The organism is Nocardia sp. NPDC050175 (assembly GCF_044459885.1).
Lineage (GTDB): Bacteria > Actinomycetota > Actinomycetes > Mycobacteriales > Mycobacteriaceae > Nocardia.
Genome location: NZ_JBITJI010000016.1, coordinates 212,887 through 231,894 on the forward strand (window position 1 = coordinate 212,887; position 19,008 = coordinate 231,894).

Annotated in this window: 22 protein-coding genes; 12 read left to right on the forward strand and 10 right to left on the reverse strand. The window is 67.9% G+C overall.

Going from position 1 to position 19,008, the window contains the following annotated elements:
• Positions 1 to 48 precede the first annotated feature (48 nt).
• Positions 49 to 735: a response regulator transcription factor gene (locus ACIBK2_RS39545; RefSeq protein WP_150402038.1), complete on the reverse strand. Its 687-nt coding sequence runs from the start codon at positions 733 to 735 to the stop codon at positions 49 to 51.
• Between the two features lie 363 nt (positions 736 to 1,098).
• On the opposite strand from ACIBK2_RS39545, the gene ACIBK2_RS39550 reads away from it, so the two are divergent.
• From ACIBK2_RS39550 to ACIBK2_RS39580, 7 genes are all read left to right on the forward strand, one after another.
• Positions 1,099 to 3,861, forward strand: a complete 2,763-nt coding sequence (locus tag ACIBK2_RS39550; protein ID WP_396975287.1) for an ATP-binding protein — start codon at positions 1,099 to 1,101, stop codon at positions 3,859 to 3,861.
• A complete protein-coding gene (locus ACIBK2_RS39555; protein ID WP_107659354.1) occupies positions 3,858 to 4,265 on the forward strand; it encodes a roadblock/LC7 domain-containing protein in 408 nt (135 codons plus the stop codon). Before ACIBK2_RS39550 ends, ACIBK2_RS39555 begins: the two co-directional genes overlap by 4 nt.
• Positions 4,266 to 4,272: 7 nt before the next feature.
• A complete protein-coding gene (locus ACIBK2_RS39560) occupies positions 4,273 to 4,644 on the forward strand; it encodes a DUF742 domain-containing protein (RefSeq protein WP_379281096.1) in 372 nt (123 codons plus the stop codon).
• Complete coding sequence (locus ACIBK2_RS39565) at positions 4,634 to 5,260, forward strand: ATP/GTP-binding protein (protein WP_379281097.1); 627 nt, start codon at positions 4,634 to 4,636, stop codon at positions 5,258 to 5,260. Before ACIBK2_RS39560 ends, ACIBK2_RS39565 begins: the two co-directional genes overlap by 11 nt.
• Before the next feature lie 73 nt (positions 5,261 to 5,333).
• On the forward strand, positions 5,334 to 6,092 hold the full coding sequence (locus ACIBK2_RS39570) for an MHYT domain-containing protein (RefSeq protein WP_396975289.1): 759 nt from the start codon (positions 5,334 to 5,336) through the stop codon (positions 6,090 to 6,092).
• Between the two features lie 68 nt (positions 6,093 to 6,160).
• Positions 6,161 to 7,180 carry a glycoside hydrolase domain-containing protein gene (locus ACIBK2_RS39575; RefSeq protein WP_396975291.1) on the forward strand — a complete coding sequence of 340 codons (1,020 nt, stop codon included), beginning with the start codon at positions 6,161 to 6,163 and terminating at the stop codon, positions 7,178 to 7,180.
• Between the two features lie 452 nt (positions 7,181 to 7,632).
• The gene (locus tag ACIBK2_RS39580; protein WP_357381793.1) at positions 7,633 to 7,857 is read left to right on the forward strand and encodes a hypothetical protein; all 225 of its coding nucleotides are present in this window, start codon (positions 7,633 to 7,635) and stop codon (positions 7,855 to 7,857) included.
• A 71-nt stretch (positions 7,858 to 7,928) separates the two neighbouring features.
• On the opposite strand, the gene rpmF is transcribed toward ACIBK2_RS39580, so the two are convergent.
• From rpmF to mrf, 3 genes are read right to left on the reverse strand one after another with little or no spacing between them, the layout of a single operon-like run.
• Positions 7,929 to 8,102 (reverse strand): 50S ribosomal protein L32, encoded by a 174-nt coding sequence (gene rpmF, locus ACIBK2_RS39585; RefSeq protein ID WP_150402032.1) that lies wholly within the window; start codon positions 8,100 to 8,102, stop codon positions 7,929 to 7,931.
• 1 nt (position 8,103) lies between these two features.
• Positions 8,104 to 8,367 (reverse strand): type B 50S ribosomal protein L31, encoded by a 264-nt coding sequence (locus ACIBK2_RS39590; RefSeq protein ID WP_396975294.1) that lies wholly within the window; start codon positions 8,365 to 8,367, stop codon positions 8,104 to 8,106.
• Complete coding sequence (gene mrf, locus ACIBK2_RS39595; protein WP_396975296.1) at positions 8,364 to 9,686, reverse strand: ribosome hibernation factor-recruiting GTPase MRF; 1,323 nt, start codon at positions 9,684 to 9,686, stop codon at positions 8,364 to 8,366. The genes ACIBK2_RS39590 and mrf overlap by 4 nt, the downstream gene beginning before the upstream one ends.
• 95 nt (positions 9,687 to 9,781) lie before the next feature.
• Between mrf and rpmB the strand changes: the two genes are divergently transcribed.
• Genes rpmB through rpsR form a run of 4 tightly spaced genes read left to right on the forward strand, consistent with a single transcriptional unit; the run spans position 9,782 to position 10,834 of the window.
• On the forward strand, positions 9,782 to 10,018 hold the full coding sequence (rpmB, locus tag ACIBK2_RS39600; protein WP_357381798.1) for a 50S ribosomal protein L28: 237 nt from the start codon (positions 9,782 to 9,784) through the stop codon (positions 10,016 to 10,018).
• A 13-nt stretch (positions 10,019 to 10,031) separates the two neighbouring features.
• Positions 10,032 to 10,202, forward strand: a complete 171-nt coding sequence (gene rpmG / locus ACIBK2_RS39605) for a 50S ribosomal protein L33 (protein WP_150402028.1) — start codon at positions 10,032 to 10,034, stop codon at positions 10,200 to 10,202.
• Between the two features lie 39 nt (positions 10,203 to 10,241).
• On the forward strand, positions 10,242 to 10,547 hold the full coding sequence (rpsN, locus tag ACIBK2_RS39610) for a 30S ribosomal protein S14 (RefSeq protein WP_357381800.1): 306 nt from the start codon (positions 10,242 to 10,244) through the stop codon (positions 10,545 to 10,547).
• Between the two features lie 32 nt (positions 10,548 to 10,579).
• Entirely contained in the window at positions 10,580 to 10,834 is a 255-nt protein-coding gene (gene rpsR / locus ACIBK2_RS39615; protein ID WP_040738992.1) for a 30S ribosomal protein S18, read from the forward strand.
• A 72-nt stretch (positions 10,835 to 10,906) separates the two neighbouring features.
• Here rpsR and ACIBK2_RS39620 read toward each other — a convergent pair whose 3' ends face one another.
• On the reverse strand, positions 10,907 to 11,470 hold the full coding sequence (locus ACIBK2_RS39620) for a LysM peptidoglycan-binding domain-containing protein (RefSeq protein ID WP_396975300.1): 564 nt from the start codon (positions 11,468 to 11,470) through the stop codon (positions 10,907 to 10,909).
• A 211-nt stretch (positions 11,471 to 11,681) separates the two neighbouring features.
• On the opposite strand from ACIBK2_RS39620, the gene ACIBK2_RS39625 reads away from it, so the two are divergent.
• On the forward strand, positions 11,682 to 12,143 hold the full coding sequence (locus tag ACIBK2_RS39625) for a hypothetical protein (RefSeq protein ID WP_396975302.1): 462 nt from the start codon (positions 11,682 to 11,684) through the stop codon (positions 12,141 to 12,143).
• Positions 12,144 to 12,155: 12 nt separating this feature from the next.
• On the opposite strand, the gene ACIBK2_RS39630 is transcribed toward ACIBK2_RS39625, so the two are convergent.
• The 5 genes from ACIBK2_RS39630 to ACIBK2_RS39650 form a co-directional block, all read right to left on the reverse strand.
• Positions 12,156 to 13,724 (reverse strand): family 20 glycosylhydrolase, encoded by a 1,569-nt coding sequence (locus ACIBK2_RS39630; protein ID WP_396975304.1) that lies wholly within the window; start codon positions 13,722 to 13,724, stop codon positions 12,156 to 12,158.
• Positions 13,725 to 13,840: 116 nt separating this feature from the next.
• Complete coding sequence (gene purH / locus ACIBK2_RS39635; protein ID WP_396975306.1) at positions 13,841 to 15,448, reverse strand: bifunctional phosphoribosylaminoimidazolecarboxamide formyltransferase/IMP cyclohydrolase; 1,608 nt, start codon at positions 15,446 to 15,448, stop codon at positions 13,841 to 13,843.
• The gene (purN, locus tag ACIBK2_RS39640; RefSeq protein ID WP_396975308.1) at positions 15,445 to 16,053 is read right to left on the reverse strand and encodes a phosphoribosylglycinamide formyltransferase; all 609 of its coding nucleotides are present in this window, start codon (positions 16,051 to 16,053) and stop codon (positions 15,445 to 15,447) included. The genes purH and purN overlap by 4 nt, the downstream gene beginning before the upstream one ends.
• A 97-nt stretch (positions 16,054 to 16,150) precedes the next feature.
• A complete protein-coding gene (locus tag ACIBK2_RS39645) occupies positions 16,151 to 17,650 on the reverse strand; it encodes a DUF6350 family protein (RefSeq protein ID WP_396975310.1) in 1,500 nt (499 codons plus the stop codon).
• A gap of 155 nt (positions 17,651 to 17,805) precedes the next feature.
• Entirely contained in the window at positions 17,806 to 18,876 is a 1,071-nt protein-coding gene (locus ACIBK2_RS39650) for a DUF5336 domain-containing protein (RefSeq protein ID WP_396975312.1), read from the reverse strand.
• Between the last annotated feature and the right edge of the window lie 132 nt (positions 18,877 to 19,008).

Here is a 19,008-nt window from a genome sequence, read left to right on the forward strand (position 1 = left end):
CCGGCTATGACGGCTCGCTTGGGATCTTTTCGGGCCATGGCTTTCCCCCTATGGGGGCGTCTCCCGCAGCACGTAGCCGACACCGCGGACCGTGTGGATGAGCCGCGACTCCCCCTCCGCCTCGGTCTTACGGCGCAAATAGCCGATGTAGACCTCGAGCGCGTTGCCGGAGGTCGGGAAGTCGTAACCCCATACCTCCTCCAGGATCCGGCTGCGGGTGAGCACCCGGCGCGGATTCGCCATCAGCATTTCCAGCAACGAGAACTCGGTGCGAGTGAGGCTGATCCCACGCTCGCCGCGAGAAACCTCGCGGGTCACCGGATCCAGCGACAAATCGGCGAACGTCATTGCCTCGGAAACCTCGCCGGGATCGGCGGTCGTGCGGCGCAGTAGCGCACGCAAACGCGCGAGCAATTCTTCCAACGCGAAGGGTTTCGGCAAATAATCGTCGGCGCCGGCATCGAGTCCGGCAACCCGCTCGGACACCGAATCCCGTGCCGTCAAAACCAAAATCGGAAGATCGTCACCGGTGCTGCGCAGCCGACGGCAGACCTCGAGTCCGTCCATCCGCGGCATCATCACGTCCAAGACCAACGCGTCCGGCCGCTGACTCGTCGCCTTGTCGAGCGCGTCGACACCGTCCACCGCGAGGTCGACGGAGTAGCCGTTGAAGGTCAGTGACCGGCGCAGAGACTCGCGGACGGCGCGATCGTCGTCGACTACCAGAATGCGCATGCGACCAGTTTGACCGTATCGACTGAGAGGCGACTGAGAGGGGACGCTCGACACGCCGCGTCCGAGTCCGGGCGGCACGCCGGACGCCAGCAGCCGAACAGCTATCAGCGCTCGCCCGCTGAATAGATCAATCGTCCAGGAGCTATGTAGACTCGCAAACTCATACTGCGTGAAACCTGTTCCGCGTAGCCATATTCGGCTATGAGCAGACCCGGTGCCTCGGATTGCCGACCGCCAGTCAGCACGGTATGTTCCCTGCGGTAAAAAGAAGACCTTGAGTTGGTTCTCGGCGGGTTGCTCCAGACTGCTCCTAGACAGCCTTCATTCGGGGACCATGCGCGAAGTGGAGGCGACGGAAGCGGAATGGAAGCTGCACCGCGTTCCTGGCAACTCAGCCTGTCCAACATGTCGGTCACCCGCAAGGTCGGCATCGTGCTGTTGCTGCCGGTGCTGCTCGCCTCGGCCTTCGCCGGACTGCGCATCAAGGATGAGCTCGGGGTGATCTCGAAGCTCGACGCGGCTACCGAGCAGGCCCGCATCCTGCGCCCGATGCTCGAATTCAGTGAGGCCACCGAGCAACTCGCGATCGCGGCGGTCAACGCGCGGCCGGAGGATCCGATCGATTCGGTCGCGGCCAAGTTCGATCAGTCGGCCATCGATCTGGAAACCGCGCTGCGCACCAAGAAGACCGACGACGGCATCACCAAGGAACTGCCCGCGGCCATCGCGGTGGCCCGCACCATGCGCAACGGACTGCGCACCTCATCGCCCGCGACCATCGGCGGCCAGGTCGACGAGGTCGGCACCCGCATCATCACCGCGATCTCGGTGTCCTCGTCGATCGAAGAGATCGTCATTCAGCGCTACTTCCTGCAGCTCGGCCTGGTCTCCAACGCCTCGCGCCTGCTCACCCAGGAGCAGATCATGGCGGCGACGGCCAGCGGCGGCAACAACCCGGCCGCGCAAGCCAGCATGCTGACCACGCTCGGCGCGGAAATGATGCTCACCTACTCCTATCCGCAGATGAGTCCGTCGTCCGCCACCAACGCGCAGGTCCTGATCGATCAGGTGCAGTCGCGCATCGGCGCGCTGAGCCAGAGCCCGAACAGCCTCGGCAGCAACGGCGTTATCACCGATTCGTTGCGCACCAGCTCCGACGCCTATCGGCAGGCGACCACGACGCTGCTCGACACGATCGACTCCAAGCTGGCCGACCGGACCATCGAACTGCGCAGCGCGGTGCTGCGCGATGTCGCGATCGTGGTCACCACGCTGCTCGCCGGTCTGGCCCTGGCTCTCGGCGTCGCCCGCTCACTGGTCGTGCCGATTCGCCGGCTGCGCCACGACGCGCTGCAGGTGGCGCACGTCGATCTGCCGAACGAGATCGAGGTGGTGCGCACCGGCGGCGCGACGCCGAAGATCACCCCGGTCGACATCCGCACCACCGAGGAGATCGGCCAGCTGGCCCGCGCGGTCGACGATATCCACCAGGCCTCGCTGCACCTGGCCGCCGAGCAGGCGCGACTGCGGGTGCAGATCGGCAGCATGTTCGAGACGCTGTCGCGGCGCAGCCAGTCGCTGGTCGAGCAGCAGCTGGCCTTGATCGAGGACCTGGAGCACGACGAGGACAACACCGAACGGCTGCAGAGCCTGTTCCGCCTCGACCACCTGGCCACCCGGATGCGCCGCAACGGCGACAACCTGCTTGTGCTGGCGGGCACCGCATTACGCCGTGGTCAGCTGCATCCGGTCCAGCTCTCCGACATGCTCTGGAGCGCGGTCTCGCAGGTCGAGGACTATCAGCGGGTCGAGATCGGCGCCGTCCCGGACGGCATCGTGGCGGGCGAGCCCGCGATCGACATCGAGCATCTGCTCGCCGAACTGATCGACAACGCGCTGCGCTACTCGCCGCCGACCACGCCGGTGACGCTGTCGGTGGCCCGTGCCGTCGACGGTGGCTACCTGATCGAGATCATCGACCGCGGCCTCGGCATGTCGACCGAGGATCTGCGCGCGATCAACGACCGGCTCAGTTCCGGTGGCGAGGTCACCGTCGAAACCGCGCGCCGGATGGGCCTTTTCGTCGTCGGCAGGCTCGCGAAACGGCACACCATCACCGCCAACCTGCGGCGCACCTCCACCACGGCGCAGCAGCCCGGCGTCACCGCGAGCGTGCACCTGCCCGGCGCGTTGGTCGCGCCGCCGCTGGATGCCACCGATCCGACCGGTAAGCCGCTGGAGCTGACCGGCGACTACGAACTGCCCGTTCAGCCGCGCGCGCTGATGCCGGTGCCGAACCTGCCGCAGCAGAGCACGCCGCGGTTCGAGGTGTCCAGCACCGGCCTGCCGCAGCGCAGGCCCGCCATCCGGGTCGCCGAGCCGCCCGGCCAGCCCGCCGTCTCGGTGCCCGGCCGGACCCCCGACACCGAATCGCAGCCGCCGACCGAGCCGTGGTCGATCAACACCCCGACCGACGATCGGTCTCCCTTCGGCCCGCCGACCGTCGGCGTATCGAACAGCGGGCCGACCCGACCGGTCGAACCGGAGCAGGAGCGGCCCACCGATTTCTGGAGCGAGTCCGAGGCCAAGGGGCCGGAGCCCGAGCCGACGATCCCGCAGCAGCGGGTGCCGCGCGAGGCGCCACACCCGAGCGGCCCGCGCGAGCCTGCCCGCACCACCTCGCGGTCCGGCCTGCCCATCCGGCGACCGTCCGCCGTGCCCGAACCCGAACCCGCGCCGCCGCGGGCCCCTGAACCCGCGATGGTGACCTCGTCGCGGTTGCAGCCGGTGGCGGGCGCCTCGCCGACCCCGATCTATCAGCGCATGGTGTCGGAATGGCTGGTCGAGCCCGCGACCTCGCAGGCCGCCGAGAGCACCTGGACCTCGCCCGCCGACGTGGGCTGGACCGCCGCCGAAGAGGCGACGCACCCGACACCGACCGGCCGCACCACCGGTGGACTTCCTATCCGAACGCCGGGCGCGCAACTCGTCCCCGGCGGTCTGGCCCAGGCGGACGAATCGGGAGCCCGTGATCCCGAGGAGATTCGGAACAACCTGACCAGGCATCTCAGCGGCGTCCGCAGTGGGCGGGCCAACGCGCAGTACGACGACGGAGGGCTTGCATGACCAACGCGAACAGCACCACGGACGAGAACCTGAACTGGCTGGTCGCCAGATTCACCCGGGACGTGCCCGGCGTGTCCCACGCGGTGCTGGTGTCGGCCGACGGCCTGCTGCAGGCGACCAGCCCGCACCTGCCGTCCGACCGGGCCGAGCAGCTCGCGGCCGTCACCGCAGGCCTGGCGAGTCTGTCGATGGGCGCGGCGTCGCTGTTCGACGGCGGCAAGGTGATGCAGTCCATCGTCGAGATGCAGCGCGGCTACCTGCTGGTGATGAGCGTGGGCAACGGCTCGCACCTGGCCGTGCTCGCCAACAAGTCGCACGACATCGGCCGGATCGGCTACGAGATGGCGCTGTTGGTCGACCGGGTCGGCACGGTGGTCACGGCCACCGCGCGTACCGCGGTTTGAGCAGGAGATGTCCAATCCCTACGGACCTGGACCTCGACCGACCACGCGTGTGCGACCGTATGCCCTGACCGCAGGGCGCACCGAGCCCGCGGTCGACCTGCCGCTGGAAGCGGTCATCGAGACCCTGTCCTACACTGCGCATCTCGACTGGCCAACCGGTGATGTCCGCACAGATATCCTTCGGCTCGGTACACACAAGCTTTCCGTGGCCGAGATCGCCGCAAACCTGGATCGTCCGCTCGGCATGATCCGGGTGATGATCGGTGACCTCGTGGTCGACGGCATTGTGCGCCTGCATTCGACACTGACTGACGAGGCGAGTTTCGACGAGCGCCGTTCTTTGATGGAGAGGACTTTGCGTGGACTCCGTGCCCTATAAGAGAATCGGGCCCGACACCAACCCCGGCCAGGCCGACGGGGACAACCGGACCGCGTCCACGAAGATCGTGGTCGCCGGTGGTTTCGGGGTAGGTAAGACAACATTTGTCGGCGCGGTGTCGGAGATCGTTCCCCTGCGGACCGAGGCCATGGTCACCCGGTTCTCCGACGGCATCGACGATCTCGCCGAAACGCCGGAGAAGGAAACCACCACGGTCGCCATGGATTTCGGCCGGATCATCCTGCCGGGCAACCTGGCGCTGTATCTGTTCGGCACGCCGGGCCAGCGGCGCTTCTGGTTCATGTGGGACGACCTGATCCGCGGCGCGATCGGCGCCGTTGTGCTCATCGACACCCGCAGGCTGGAGGACAGCTTCGCGGCGGTCGACTTCTTCGAGGCGCGGCAGCTGCCGTTCTTGGTGGCGGTCAACCGCTTCCCGAACGCGCCCCGCTTCCCGATCGCCGAACTGCGCGAGGCGCTCGCGGTGCGCGAGAGTGTGCCGATCGTGGACATCGACGCGCGCAACGCGAACGAGGTGCGCCAGTCGCTGGCCGCGGTGACCGAGTACGCCATCCAACGGCTTGCCGCGCAGGAACGAGAACAGGCGGTCCTGTGAGCGAGCGCCAGCGAGGGAACCGAAGGCACAGGCCTACAGGCACGACGAAGCCGAGCGCCAGCGAGGCGGAGTTGTGACGTATTTCAGCATGGGGTACTGGATCATCGGGTTGTCGGCCGCGGTGTCGCTGGTCGGCGCGCTCGTCGGTTTCAGTTGCATTCGGCAGTCGACCAAATCGGTGACGTCCAAGTTCCGGGTGGTGTGGCAGGCGTCGGCGGCGATCTCGATCGGCGGGATCGGGGTGTGGCTGCCGGTGTTCGTCTCGATGCTCGGTGTCACGGTGCCGGGCAGCCTGGTTCGCTATGACGTCTGGAGTGTCACTGCGGCGGCGGTGGTTTCGGTGCTCGCGGTGTGGGCGGCGCTGCTGATCATGGGTAAGACGCTGAATATTCCACGGCTGATCGGCGCCGGTGCGGTGATGGGCGGCGGCTTCGGGCTGATGCATTATCTGGCGTTGGACGCCATGCACATTCAGGGTTCGATCACGGTGAAGCCGCTGCTGCTCACCGGCGCGGTGGCGATCGCGATCGTGCTCTCGCTGGCGACGCTGTGGTTCACCCAGCCGAGGCGGCCGCTGGCGGTGCTGGCAGCCGCGGCGCTGGTGTTCGCCGCCGGGATCGCGGGCATGCATTACACCGATCTGCTCGGCGTGCAGATCGACCTCGCCAAGGCGAATTCGACGCCACCGGGCGAGGACCTGTTCGGGTTCTTCGTGCCCGCGTTCGTGCTCGGCATGTTGTCGCTGGCCATCCCGATCAGCGCGATCCTGATCGCGCCGGACCGGCGTACCTCGATCCCGACCCGGGCGCCCGCGCCGAATTCCGCGTTCTGAGCTGATACGCCCGGCACGGTTCGGCGATGCCGCCGAAATCCCCGACGGCCCGATTTACAGTGAGAGACATGCGTTTCGGTCTGGACTACGCCGCGGCACGTCCGGGCGGCGCGGCAATCCGCGCGGCGGGTTTCGACTTCGTGGTCCGGTATCTGTCCGATGGTGGTGTCACCTTGCCAGGCAAGTTGCTGACCCCGGCCGAGGCCGATGATCTGCGCGCAAACGGTGTGTCGATCGCGGCGAACTGGGAAACCACCGCGACCCGCATGCTGGACGGCTACGGTGCCGGTGTGGTGGACGCGCGCGCGGGCCTCGCACAGGTGCTGCGCTGCGGTGGCCGGCCGGATCGGCCGATCTACTTTTCCGCCGATTTCGATGTGACGCCACAGGATCAGCAGCGGATCAATGCCTACCTCGACGGTGCGGCGACGGTGCTCGATCGCGCGAATGTCAGTATCTACGGCGGGTATTGGTCGGTGAGCCGGGCGTTGGACGCGGGCAGCGCGAGTTGGGCGTGGCAGACCGACGCCTGGTCCGGTGGCCGGGTGGAGCCGCGGCGCAGTATTCATCAGACGTTGCGTCAGCAGCTCGTCGGTGGTGTGGTCTGCGATGTGAACGAGGCCGAGACGACCGATTTCGGTCAGTGGGATTTCTTTGCACAGGAGGACGCCGACGTGACGCCGGAGCAAGAGACAGTGCTGCGCGATATCCAGATCCAGTTGCGCGGGCCGGGGCTGGCCGGTTGGGCGCAGCTGGGCGACGCGGGCGGTCCGGGTCGCACGCTGGTGGACGGTGTCGCGGCCGCGTTGGCCCGGATCGGCGAGCTGGAGGGCGAGGTCGGCGAGTTGCGCACCGAGATCAGCGAATTGGAGGCGACCACGGCCGAGCTGGTCGAGCAGGTGCAGCGGTTGTCCGGGCGGCATTGGCCGTGGCCGTTGTCGTTGATCGAGGGGCCTGCGGCGTTGGTCGGTGAGCAGTTGGCGCGACTCGAGGCGCTGTTGCCCGACTTGCCCGGTTTGCCGGGACAGGGCGCGGGTACGCAGCACACATCCAGTAGTGGTGCATTGGATTCGCGTTCGCCGCGATGAGGTCGGCCGGTGCGGTGGATGGTTCCGCAAGCGCGGTGCAGAGGTGCCGCGGGCGGGATATTGGCGATGAGCGGGTTCTCTCGGGAACCGGGAGAACCCGCCCTCGCGAACGAGAATACTGACGCGAGGACACGTTCGCATCACTTCGCGGAGACTTTTCCGACCGCCAAAAACCAACTAACAGTAGGTATTTCGCCCGGTAGTTATCGGGTCGCAATCACATCGTGCACGAGGTTGCAACGTCGCCCCGACCAGACCGGTAGCTACTCGCTTGCCACGCGTTCCAGTTACGTGGGAAAGTTGGCCATCAACCCCGCACGACGGCCCGATCAGGTCGTTCGACCACCGACCCCGCGCGTTCGCCACCCACGACAGCAGCATGCGAGTTATCGTCGGCTGGCACATGGCGTTCGCTGAACGCCGCACACCCAGGTTCGTTCGAAGGAGTTCGCATGGCCGTCAACGTGGTGCTCGACAAGGCTCTCGACAAGGCGTACGAGAGCAAGTCGCTGAACGAAATCCTCTCCGCTCCGCCCTCGGCCCTCGCCGGTCTCACCGAAGCGCACGACAAGCAGCTGCTGGACGCGCTCAAGATCAAGACGATCGCCGATCTGGCCAACAACAAGTACTTCCGGCTCGCCGCGACCCTCGCGGACCTCGCAGCCAAGGAAGGCTGAGCGAGCCGAGCACAACGACAGCGGGCCCGCGGAACATTCCGCAGGCCCGCTGTTGTTTCTCGTTCGACCAGTCAGAGCCGATCGAGGTCTATCAGTCCCCGCTTGACCGCCGCGACCAGTCGGCGCGGCACCTTGTGCACCACACCGGCGACGGTCACCGGCACCAGATCCGGCGGCGTCGCCTTCCACTGCGCACGCCTGCTGCGGGTATTCGACCGCGACATCTTCCGCTTCGGTACCGCCATCTCAGCCCTCCCCGCGACGAGTTCGCTTGCCGTACTTGCGCTCGAACTTCTCCACTCGGCCCTGGCTGTCCAGCACGCGCTGCGCGCCGGTCCAGAACGGATGAGAGTCCGACGTGACGTCGACGGTGAGCAGCGGGTAGGTGTTGCCGTCCGTCCACTGCACGGTGCGCATGCTCGTCGCAGTCGATCGGGTCAGGAACCGCTTGCCGGTGCCCGCGTCCTCGAACACCACCGGGTGGTAGTCCGGATGGATCCCTGTCTTCATTTCGCTTCTCCTCTCGGGCTTTTCACGTCTTCGATCGGCAACGTGGTTTCGGCGGTCTCGCACGGGTCGGCGTGCCAGGCGCCAAAAGGGTCCTCCCACTGGGCAACTCGCTCGGGTGCGCGTTCGACCAGGCGGAGTTCGTCGTCCTCCACCAGCGCCCAGTGCAGCGCCTCGCGGATCTCGTTGGGGTCGGCGTCGTGCACCAGGATCACCAGCGAGATGTCCCGGTCGCCGAACTGGTCGTCCCAGCGCAGCGCGGCCATCGCTCGACGATCCGGATCTGCCTGGGCCAGTTCGGTTTCCGACATCGCAGCCAGCCATCGGCCCGCGCTGCCGACCCGCAGTCCGCCGCCCGCCGACTCCAGCCAGGTCACCTCGTCGGGTTGGGTGGCCAGCCACATGCGGCCGCGCGCGGTCACCACGCCGTCGAAGAGCACATCGAGCGCCTCGTGCAGACGAGCCGGATGGAACGGCCTGCTCGCGGCGAATTCCAGCAGGGCGACACCGTAATCGCTGGACAGCGGTGGCTGCCCGCGCAGCAGCGGCGCGTGCGCGTCGAACACTCTGCCGCGGCGGGAGTGGGCCGGAATGCGCGCCAGCAGCGCTTCGAGCCGAGCCGCGGTGAGCAGGTGCGAATCGTCCACCCAGTCCACCGGCGCATCGGGGACGAGGCGGGCCAGCACCGCGCCCAGCCTGCCGCGATCGACGTCGCCGCCCGGTGCGACCGGACCCAAAGCGATTACGGCGTCAGCGAATTCGACCTGACCGACGGCAACCTGCGCCACCGTTCGCTCGTCGTCGGCCTTGGCGAGGCCGCGCTCGGCCAGGGTCTCCTCGCCGGTGGCGTCGGCCGGCCACGCACCGGAATCGAGGAACGTCAGCACGGCCTCGATGCGCACATCGCGCCCGGCCGGACCGTCGACTCGGCCCAGAATGCCTTCCACCACAACGTATTCGATGGCATGGCAGACCGCCTCGGCCTCGAACGCGGGATCCAGCGCGAGCACGATGCGCTCGACCGAGTCCCGCGCGGCGAGCGTGCGCAGCAGTGGGAGCAGATCGATCCGCAGCGTGCAGGAGACGCAGCCGTGCGCGAGTTCGAGCACGTCCGACGTCTCGTATCTCGCGCTGCGCACGGTGCGGTGCACGATGCCCTCGCGCAGCTGACCGAGGTCGTGATGGACGACGACGGTGCCGGGCGCGTCGTTGCACAGCGCGGTCGCCGCGTGGTCGGCACCCGCCGCGGCCGGTCCGGCGAATCCGGCGAGCACCACGACCGGTGTGCGCCGGTCGGTCTCTGGTGCGAGCACTGACAGCACCCCTTTCGATAACGATTTTCATTTGCGTCAGAGCAACGGTACATTGTGAATCAGCCGTTGTCGAAAATGATTGTCATCTACCGGAGGGAGTCCGCATGTCGGCCCACTGCCAGGTCACCGGGCGCAAGCCCGGGTTCGGCAAGTCCGTCTCGCACTCACACAAGCGCACGAATCGGCGCTGGGATCCCAACATCCAGCGCAAGACCTACTTCCTGCCCAGCGAGGGCCGGCGCGTCACGCTGACCGTCTCGGCCAAGGGCATCAAGACCATCGACCGGGACGGGATCGAAGCGGTAGTCGCTCGCATCCGGGCCCGCGGCGACAAGATCTGATCAGGAGAAACCCATGGCATCCAAGTCGACCGAGCTCAGGCCGATCGTCAAGCTGAAGTCCACCGCGGGCACCGGGTACACGTACGTGACCAGGAAGAACCGCCGCAACGATCCCGACAGGATGGTGCTTCGCAAATTCGACCCGGTCGTGCGCAAGCACGTCGATTTCCGCGAGGAGCGGTGAACACGGTGTCGGACAACGCCCTTCCCGAGGAGCGCTGAGATGGCGAAGAAGTCGAAGATCGCCCGCAACGCGCAACGCGCGGCCGTCGTCGCGCGCTACGCCGAGCGCAGGGCGGAGTTGAAAGAGCTCATCCGCAAGCCGGGCACCTCCGACCCGGCACGCGCCGAAGCCCTCGCTGAGCTGCGACGACAGCCGCGGGACGCCAGTCCGGTACGATTGCGCAATCGGGACGCCGCTGACGGACGACCGCGCGGTCACCTCCGGAAGTTCGGATTGTCCCGTGTGCGTGTGCGCGAAATGGCCCACCGGGGCGAGTTGCCCGGTGTGCGCAAATCGAGCTGGTAGACAACCACCGTTCTCGTACGAAGGATCCGTATATGGCAGTCAAGCGAGCACCGTCGAAGAAGGTTCGCGCCGAACAGGCCCGCCGTCCGAAGAAGAACCCGCTCATTGCCGCAGGCATCGAGAAGGTCGACTACAAGGACGTCAACCTGCTGCGCACGTTCATCTCCGATCGCGGCAAGATTCGCAGCCGCCGGGTCACCGGGCTCACCCCGCAGCAGCAGCGCCAGGTCGCCGTCGCGGTGAAGAATGCCCGCGAGATGGCGTTGCTCCCCTTCACCAGCCGGTAGTCGCGCCCCCGAACACGAGCGTGGGACCCCGGATGCTCCGGGGTCCCACGTTTTGTCTTACGCCGCAACAGGTTACGGGATGGTCAGCACCTGGCCCGGGTTGATCGCGTCCGGGTTGTCGATGCCGCTCGCGTTCGCGATCTCCTGGTAGCGGTTGCCGTCACCGTAGAAGCGCTCGGCGATCGCCCAGAGGGTGTCGCCCGGCTCGACGGTGTAGGTCTGCACCTCGGGGGCCGCGGGCGGCGGCGGAACCTCTTCGGCGGCAGGGGCTTCGGCAACCGGCTCCGGGGCCTGCAGCGGGTTGTCGGTCTTGGTGTCGGAAGCCCACAGCGCGCTGCCGTCCTTGCCGTACAGCACCACGTTGCGGTCCGCCTGCACGACCAGCCGATCCGCGTCCTTGCCGTTGGTCTCGGTGGACCAAGCCGCACCTTCGCCCTTGTACACCACGAAGTTGCCGTCGTCCTGCAGGGACGCGCGCTCGACACCCTGGTTGTGAGTCAGGGTGGACCACACCACATTTCCGTCCGGCTCGGACAACACGAGGTTGCCGTCGCTCTGCAAGGTAAGGGTGTAAGCACCACCCTGCAGGGACTGACCCAGTCCGAGTTCTTCGCCAACGCGCAGTGTGTCGCCCACGGTTCTTCCTTTCGAAGGTTCTGAAGAGCATCCGACAATCGACACGCGCCGAAGCCACAGGCGCGCATCTAGGCCCGAAGATACTGCGCTCGACCGTGTTGCGTAGGGATTACGCGCATGGTTCGCCGAAAGTTCACTGTGGGGTGTGTCCTATTGCCGTGTCATGTTCTATGTGAGATGACCATGGGGATTGCCCACTAGGGTGGTCGCCATGACTCGGATGTCCGGCGGACGTGCCGCCGCAGCTGTTGCCGTTGTGCTCGGATGCCTCGCCGCGGCGGGGTGTGGCGGATCGGATGATGCTGGGGCACAACCGAAAACCAGCGCGACCACGAGCGCCGCACCGAGCACGCCGACCGAGGACACCGGCGGCAACATCGGCAGGGACTTCGCCGCCGACCCGACCATCGTGAACGGGCGCCCGATTCCGTTCAGCTCGTGGACGCGGCTGGCAGACGACCGGATCGCGGTCAACTTCCAGACCGGCACGCCCGAATGCTATGGCGTGGACGTCACTGTGCGCGAGACCGATTCGACGGTCACCGTCGAGCTGCGTTCCGGCACCCGGGCCGACGCGGTGGGCCGGATGTGCACCATGAACGCGGTGTTCGGGACGGTCGCGGTACCGCTGAAGGCACCGCTGGGCAACCGGCAGGTGCTGAGCGCGGCGTAACGCGCGGACCCGCTACGCCGCAGGTTCGCCGACGGCGTCGGCCAAGGCCGAGAATTCGAGGTAGCTGCCTGCTTGCGGTGGACCCCAGGTCTGCTGCGCGGTGACCTGGAGCGGCATGGTGATCGACGCGGCGATTCGATCCGGTGTTCGTACTGTCGGGTCGTCACACCAGACGAATAAACCCGAGCCGAGGTTGTGGGTGTTCTGTTCCGGTGTCAGGCGGGTGCCGTCCACGAACAACGTGGGATCCCATATCTGGTAGGCGATCGGCGGCGGCACGTTGCCTGCCGCCGTCGGTCCGCCCGCCACGTAGTAGGTAGGCGTGAACGAGGCGTTCCTGACCTCGTGGCCCGCGGCGATGAGATCGCTTGGGCTGCGGGCGATTCCGAAGAACGGCAGCGGCAGTTGCGGGATGCCCGCCCTGCTCCAGTAGTCGATGACGATGTCGCTGCCGATGGTCAGGGTGCCCGCGTCCGTGTGCAATCCGTCGTTCCAGACACGTGGGCGCTTGCCGTGCGCGCGCACGATGTCCGCACCCCAGTTGATCAGGCCGAGGAACGCGTCAACGGGCTGCGCCTGCGGGCCGTAGGTGGCCCGCGCGTACTCGCCGATCTGCGGATACTCATCGAAACTCGCGACACGGGTGCCGTCGAGCAGGAACTCGTCGGCGCCGAGATGCCAATAGCGGCCGGGGAACAGCGGTAGGAACTCCTCGAGAATGTCGCGCATCAGGTCGTAGGAACGCGGATTCGCGATATCGATGGCCGCGTCGGAGACCCGTCCGTTCGCGCTGCGCAGCTTCAGGTCGGGGTGCGCGGCCAAGATGCCGTTCATGTGGCCGGGGAAGTCCACCTCCGGCATGATCTCGACCTGATACCTGGCCGCATACGCGACCAGATCACGAATGTCCTGCTTCGAATAGTGCTGCGCCGCAGCGATTTCTGGATGTCTGTCGCTGTCGAGGCGGAAGCCGAAGGAGTCCGAGAGGTGCAGATGCAGCAGGTTCAACTTGAGGTACCCCATCCGGCGGATCTGCGCACGCAACATGTCCACTGGCATGAACTCGCGGCCGACATCCAGCATGAGGCTGCGTTCGCGGTACTGCGGCCAATCCGTCACGGTGCCACCGGGTATCGCGGGTCGCTGGCGCAGCAGCTGCAGGGCCGAGCTGGTGGCGTAGAACGCGCCCGCGATGTCGGCGCCACGCAGTTCTAGCGTCTCACCGATCGAAATTCGGTATGCCTCAGGCGTTTCCGGGGCATCCGGCAACAGGCCGGTGCCGAGCGTGATGTCACCGGATCCTCCGGACGAGCCCTCCTGCGCGACAACGTCATTGCCCGTGAACGAACGCAGCGCCAAGGCGAAATCCGTTGCGGTGTCCCGCAATGCGTCCTTGTCATACCACACCCGCGCATGCGCACCGAGCGAGAACCCGGCCCCACCGGGAGTCCACGCCTTCAGCGAAGGAAGCGTCCGAGGTGGCGGTCCTTGCTCCGCGCGCGCTGAAGGCTGCCCGCTGAACGACACCGCCACAGCGGCGACCAGCACCACCGCACCGGCAGCCACCGCACGAATCGACATGCGGTCACTGTACGAAACCAGCGCAAGCAACACCGGCATTCGCCGCGCGCGGGCCGGGGCCGGGAATGCCGAACGCCACGTCGGCGGACCGGCGTGGCGTTCGGGGTTGAGCTAGCTCAGTGGGCGAAGTGGCGAGAACCCGTGAGGTACAGGGTCACTCCGGCCTCGCGGGCCAGGTCGATGGTCTCCTGGTCGCGGACCGAGCCGCCGGGCTGCACGATCGCACGGACGCCGGCCTGGATGAGCTGCTGGGGGCCGTCCGGGAACGGGAAGAATGCGTCCGAGGCCGCGACCGAACCCTTGGCGCGATCACCGGCGCGCTGCACGGCGAGCTGCACCGCGTCCACGCGGTTGACCTGGCCCATGCCGACGCCGACCGAGGCGCCGTCGTGCGCGAGCAGGATCGCGTTGGACTTCACGGCACGGCAAGCACGCCAAGCGAATTCGAGATCGGCGAGGGTCTCGGCGTCGGCCGCGGTGCCGGTGGCCAGCGTCCAGTTGGCCGGATCGTCGCCAGCGGCGTCGAGGATGTCGCGCTGCTGCAGCAGCGCACCGCCGCTGATCGGGCGCAGTTCGGCGCCCGCGCGACGCGGCGGCTCGGCGATCAGGATGCGCACATTCTTCTTGCGCTGCAACACTTCTACCGCACCGTCTGCGTAGGCCGGTGCCACGATGACCTCGGTGAAGATCTCCGCGACCTGCTCGGCCATCTCCACGGTGACCTCACGATTGGCCGCGATCACGCCGCCGAACGCGCTCACCGGATCGCAGGCGTGCGCCTTGCGGTGCGCCTCGGCGATGTCGGCGCCGATCGCGATGCCACAGGGGTTGGCGTGCTTGATGATCGCCACCGTCGGCGCGGTGTGGTCGTAGGCGGCGCGCCAGGCGGCATCGGCATCGGTGTAGTTGTTGTACGACATCTCCTTGCCGTGCAACTGCTGCGCCTGCGCGAGGCCGAGGCTGCCGTCGTTGTTGGTGTACAGCGCCGCCGCCTGGTGCGGGTTCTCGCCGTACCGCAGTACTGCCGCGCGCTCCCAGGTGCCGCCGAGCCAGGCGGGGAACTGCACGCCGCTGTCCTCGGCCGGTGCCGCGACGCCGGGCGCGAGCACCGAGGTCATCCAGCTCGCGACCGCCACGTCATAACTTGCGGTGTGCTGGAAAGCCTTGGCCGCCAACGCCGTCCGCTCGCCCAGCGTGAAGCCGCCGGACTGCACCGCGCCGAGCACCTCGTCGTAATCACCGCTGTCGACGACCACGGCCACCGACGGATGGTTCTTCGCCGCGGCCCGCACCATCGACGGTCCGCCGATGTCGATCTGCTCGACGCACTCGTCCGGGCTCGCCCCGCTGGCCACGGTCTGGGTGAACGGGTAGAGGTTCACCACGACCAGCTGGAACGCCTCGACCTCCAGCTCGACCAGCTGGTCGACGTGTTCGGGCTTGCGGGTGTCGGCGAGGATGCCAGCGTGCACCCGAGGGTGCAGCGTCTTCACCCGGCCGTCGAGGGTCTCCGGGAAGCCGGTGAGCTCCTCGACCTTGGTCACCGGGATGCCCGCGTCGGCGATCTTGCCCGCGGTCGAGCCGGTCGACACCAGCTCGATACCCGCGGCGTGCAGTCCGGTCGCGAGCTCGATGAGCCCCGTCTTGTCGTAGACGCTCACCAGCGCCCGTTTGATCGGCTTGCGCTCAGCTGAGTCGATCGTTCGTTCGCTTCGCTCACTCACCGCAGCACTCGCTCATCTGGGATAACTGCCTTTCGTCCGTCGGAAACAATGCCTCGCGTCGCGACGGCGGCGACAACCTCCGCCAGCAACCGCCTTTCGACAACCTTGATGCGCTCGTGCAGGCTGGCCTCGTCGTCCTCGGGCAGCACCGGCACCGCCTCCTGCGCGAGGATCGGCCCGGTGTCCACGCCCGCGTCGACCAGGTGCACGGTCGAGCCGGTGACCCGCACGCCGTAGGCCAGCGCGTCACGCACCCCGTGCGCGCCGGGGAAGGCGGGCAGCAGCGCGGGGTGGGTGTTGATGATTCGGCCGCCGAACCGTTCGAGGAAGGCCGGGCCGAGGATCTTCATGAATCCGGCCGAGACCACGAGATCGGGTGCGTAGCCGGCGACCGCGTCGGTCAGCGCGGCATCCCAGGCGGCACGATCGGGAAAGTCGTTCAGCGCCACTCTGAAGTGCGGTACACCGGCGGCGTCGGCGTGCTCGGTGGCCGCGCAGGTGCGGTCGACGCCGACGGCGACGATCCTCGCGGGGAAGTTGGTAGCGGCGGCCGCGTCGAGCAGCGCGCGCAGCAGCGATCCGGTGCCCGAAGCGAGTACGACCACGGTCGCCGGGGTGGCGTCTGGTGTCCACGGAGACGTCAGGGCTCTACTCCTGCGAGTCGATCGGATGGCGGACGGAAGAGTTCCGCCGTGCTAGAGCCTAACGACCGTCGACCCGGTCACTTTCCGGCAGGTCCGCCTCGACCACCTCGGCATCGACGATGTCGGGTGTGGTAATCGGGTTGGGCGAACGGACAGTGTCGATAGAGGTTTGTTCCTCGACGAGTTCGCCGTCCAGTTCGACTTCCAGGTCTGGGCCGTCGTAGTCGGCGTAGTCGTCCTCGAAGTAGTCGCGGTCCTCGACGTAGTCGTCGTCAGCGTAGTAGTCGTCCGCGTAATCGTCGTCGTAGTAGTCGTCCTCGTCGTACGGGTCGGCGTAGTCGCCGGGTGCCGTGCCGACCGGGACGAGGAACCAGCGCGCGAACGCCAGCCCGACGTAGCCGGGGATGGCCAGCCACGCGAAGGTGACCAGGAAGAAGATGGGCAGGTCGAGGCCGATCCGGCCGAACGTGCCGAGTTCGCCGCCCGCGATCACGCCGAGCACCGACAGCGCGAAGGCGGCCAGACCCGCCGAGCACAGCGTCGCCCACGGCGCGCCGATCCGGTCGGTCGAGCTGCGGGCGAGGTCGAGTCCGCCGAGCACGCCGACCGCGGCCGGGATCACCAGCAGCACCGGCCACCAGCCCGCCGCCGGTCCGGTCGGCACCGCCGCCAGCAGCGGCACGGCCGGAATCGGGCCGCCGACAACGGAAAACACGCCGAACGACGCGACACCGATCTGCGCGCCGGAGCCGACGAGCACGCCGACCGCGAGCACCACCAGATTCGGCAGGTAGGCCAGCGAGAGCAGGGTCAGCCCGATCACCCCGGCGGCGTTGCCCGCACTGTGGTAGGTGTCACCGATCCGCGGGATGTGCACGAGGAACGAGACGACGATGAGCGCGGTGGCGCAGCCGAGTAGGCGCAGCACCGCACGCCCGGCACCGTACATACCCGAGATCGCCCATTCGGGCAGGCGAAGCAGGTCGAACAGCTGCCGCCGGGTCCTGGTCGCGATCCCGCCTACTGCCGCAACGAGATACAGGCCACCGACCCAGGCGAACGCGGCCAGCGTGTTCGGCGGTTGCAGCGCGACAACCCCGGACGCGTCCTCGGCGACCGCGAGGCAGATGGCCGTGATCAGCAGCGGCCCGGCCAGCGCGGCGCCGACGATCCAGCCGAGATCGGCTCGCGTGCAATCGGGTTCGACGGCGCGGGCACATTCCCGCCCGGCCAGCCAGACCATGAGCGCGGTCGGCAGCAGCGGCAGCAGGCCGAGCGCGGTCTTGCCGATCACCAGCGGAACTTGGTGCACGCCAAGCCATCCCGCAGCGATCGCGCCCGAGGTGCCCGCCAGATTGCTGCCCGAGGTGAGCAGTGTCGCGAGCGCGAGAACGATGATCGCGGTGAGCGCGTAGGTCGTCGGACGCCCGGCGACCAGGACGAGCACCCTGGCGCGTTCCGGCGTCAGCGACAGAAACCCGGCTTCTTCGGGCTCGGGATGTGGTTCGGGCGCGCCGCGCGAGCCACGCCGCACGAGCGAGTTTCTGGACGAATTCACGATTCCGCCTCGCGCTCGCTCGGCTCCATCGTGCGCTCCGGCGCGCGGCATCCCTGATTCACTCGCTGACGCTCACTCATGACAATTCAGCGTGGCAGCTCCCCCGGCGCACGCGGGTCAGGCGCGCCGGGTGAACCCGCGCCGGGGAACGACCGCTACTTGTTGTCGTCGGAGGGACGGAAGGCCTGCGTGGCGTCGGACGACGGGTCGGCGGCCTGGTCGCCACCGAACGGCTGGCCCTGCTGCGCGCTCTGCTGACCCGGCTGCGCGTAGTTCGACGAACCGTACGGCGACTGCTGCGCGGGCTGCTGGGTGGAACCGAAGTGCTGCGTGGCACCCTCGTCCGGCCGCGGCTGCGCGGTACCCGGCGCGCCGTACGGCGAACCCTGCTGCGCCCCACCGAAAGCCGTGGTCGGCGGCTGCTGGCCGTACCCGGGCTGCTGACCGTAGGCCGGGGCGGGCTGGCCGTACGCGGGCTGGCTCGGCTGGCTCTGGCCATACGGCGAAGCCTGCTGCGCCGCACCGTAACCGGGCTGCTGGCCATACGCGGGCGGCTGGCCGTAGGGCTGACCCGGCTGCCCCTGGCCGTAGCCGGGCTGCTGGTTCTGTCCGTACGAAGGCTGGCTCTGGCCGAAGGCCGAGGGCTGCTGCTGGCCGTAGCCGGGCTGCGCGAACGCGGGCGCGGTCGCCGGTCGCGGCGCGGGCGCCTTGACGATGCCCGCCTCGAACAGCACCGCACCCACCGCGACCGCGGCCTGCACGAACGCGAGCACCAGCACCACGTAGGCGCCGAACTTCAGCTCGATGCCGTCGGACAGGGTGAAGGAGTGCACCGCGAGCGCGAGGAAGCCGGCGACGGAGGCCGCCGCTGCCGCACCCGTCCAGGCCTGCTTGGGCAGCACCGACAGACCGGCGAGCAGTCCGCCGAGCAGCAGGAGGCCGAGCAGTGCCGAGCCGCCCGCCTCGAACAGGCTCGCGGTCTCACTGCTGGCCACCCGGGCGCCGCCGAAATCGACCGCCTTGGTGCCGACGTAGGGCAGGAAACCGAGCAGGAAGTTGAGCACGCCGAGCGCCGCGACACCGACCACCAGGAAGAACGGCAGCCCCTTGGCCGCGGCACCGGTCGCGCTCGAACCGGAACTGGCACCACCCGCCGTAGAACTCGGGCTGGATGAGGTGGAGGGCGCGGGTGTGTTGTACCCGGAGCCCCCGGACGGGTATGACATGTCGTCGTCTCCTAGGTCGAGTCATACGTGGTCTTCAACTGCTGGATCTGCACCTGACGCTACTGCACACATCCGTCCAGGTCACCCTTAACCGACCCGCCTGACGTCCTGGTTCGCCCTTCCGCACCAGGT

Coding starts and splice junctions, on each gene's coding strand:
- ACIBK2_RS39580 (WP_357381793.1), top strand. CDS start 7,633: ATGGCCGTCAACGTGGTGCTCGACAAGGCTCTCGACAAGGCGTACGAG.
- ACIBK2_RS39575 (WP_396975291.1), top strand. CDS start 6,161: ATGCGTTTCGGTCTGGACTACGCCGCGGCACGTCCGGGCGGCGCGGCA.
- rpmG (WP_150402028.1), top strand. CDS start 10,032: ATGGCATCCAAGTCGACCGAGCTCAGGCCGATCGTCAAGCTGAAGTCC.
- ACIBK2_RS39550 (WP_396975287.1), top strand. CDS start 1,099: ATGGAAGCTGCACCGCGTTCCTGGCAACTCAGCCTGTCCAACATGTCG.
- rpmF (WP_150402032.1), bottom strand. CDS start 8,102: ATGGCGGTACCGAAGCGGAAGATGTCGCGGTCGAATACCCGCAGCAGG.
- ACIBK2_RS39625 (WP_396975302.1), top strand. CDS start 11,682: ATGACTCGGATGTCCGGCGGACGTGCCGCCGCAGCTGTTGCCGTTGTG.
- ACIBK2_RS39630 (WP_396975304.1), bottom strand. CDS start 13,724: ATGTCGATTCGTGCGGTGGCTGCCGGTGCGGTGGTGCTGGTCGCCGCT.
- ACIBK2_RS39555 (WP_107659354.1), top strand. CDS start 3,858: ATGACCAACGCGAACAGCACCACGGACGAGAACCTGAACTGGCTGGTC.
- rpsN (WP_357381800.1), top strand. CDS start 10,242: ATGGCGAAGAAGTCGAAGATCGCCCGCAACGCGCAACGCGCGGCCGTC.
- rpmB (WP_357381798.1), top strand. CDS start 9,782: ATGTCGGCCCACTGCCAGGTCACCGGGCGCAAGCCCGGGTTCGGCAAG.
- ACIBK2_RS39545 (WP_150402038.1), bottom strand. CDS start 735: ATGCGCATTCTGGTAGTCGACGACGATCGCGCCGTCCGCGAGTCTCTG.
- rpsR (WP_040738992.1), top strand. CDS start 10,580: ATGGCAGTCAAGCGAGCACCGTCGAAGAAGGTTCGCGCCGAACAGGCC.
- ACIBK2_RS39650 (WP_396975312.1), bottom strand. CDS start 18,876: ATGTCATACCCGTCCGGGGGCTCCGGGTACAACACACCCGCGCCCTCC.
- ACIBK2_RS39590 (WP_396975294.1), bottom strand. CDS start 8,367: ATGAAGACAGGGATCCATCCGGACTACCACCCGGTGGTGTTCGAGGAC.
- ACIBK2_RS39560 (WP_379281096.1), top strand. CDS start 4,273: ATGTCCAATCCCTACGGACCTGGACCTCGACCGACCACGCGTGTGCGA.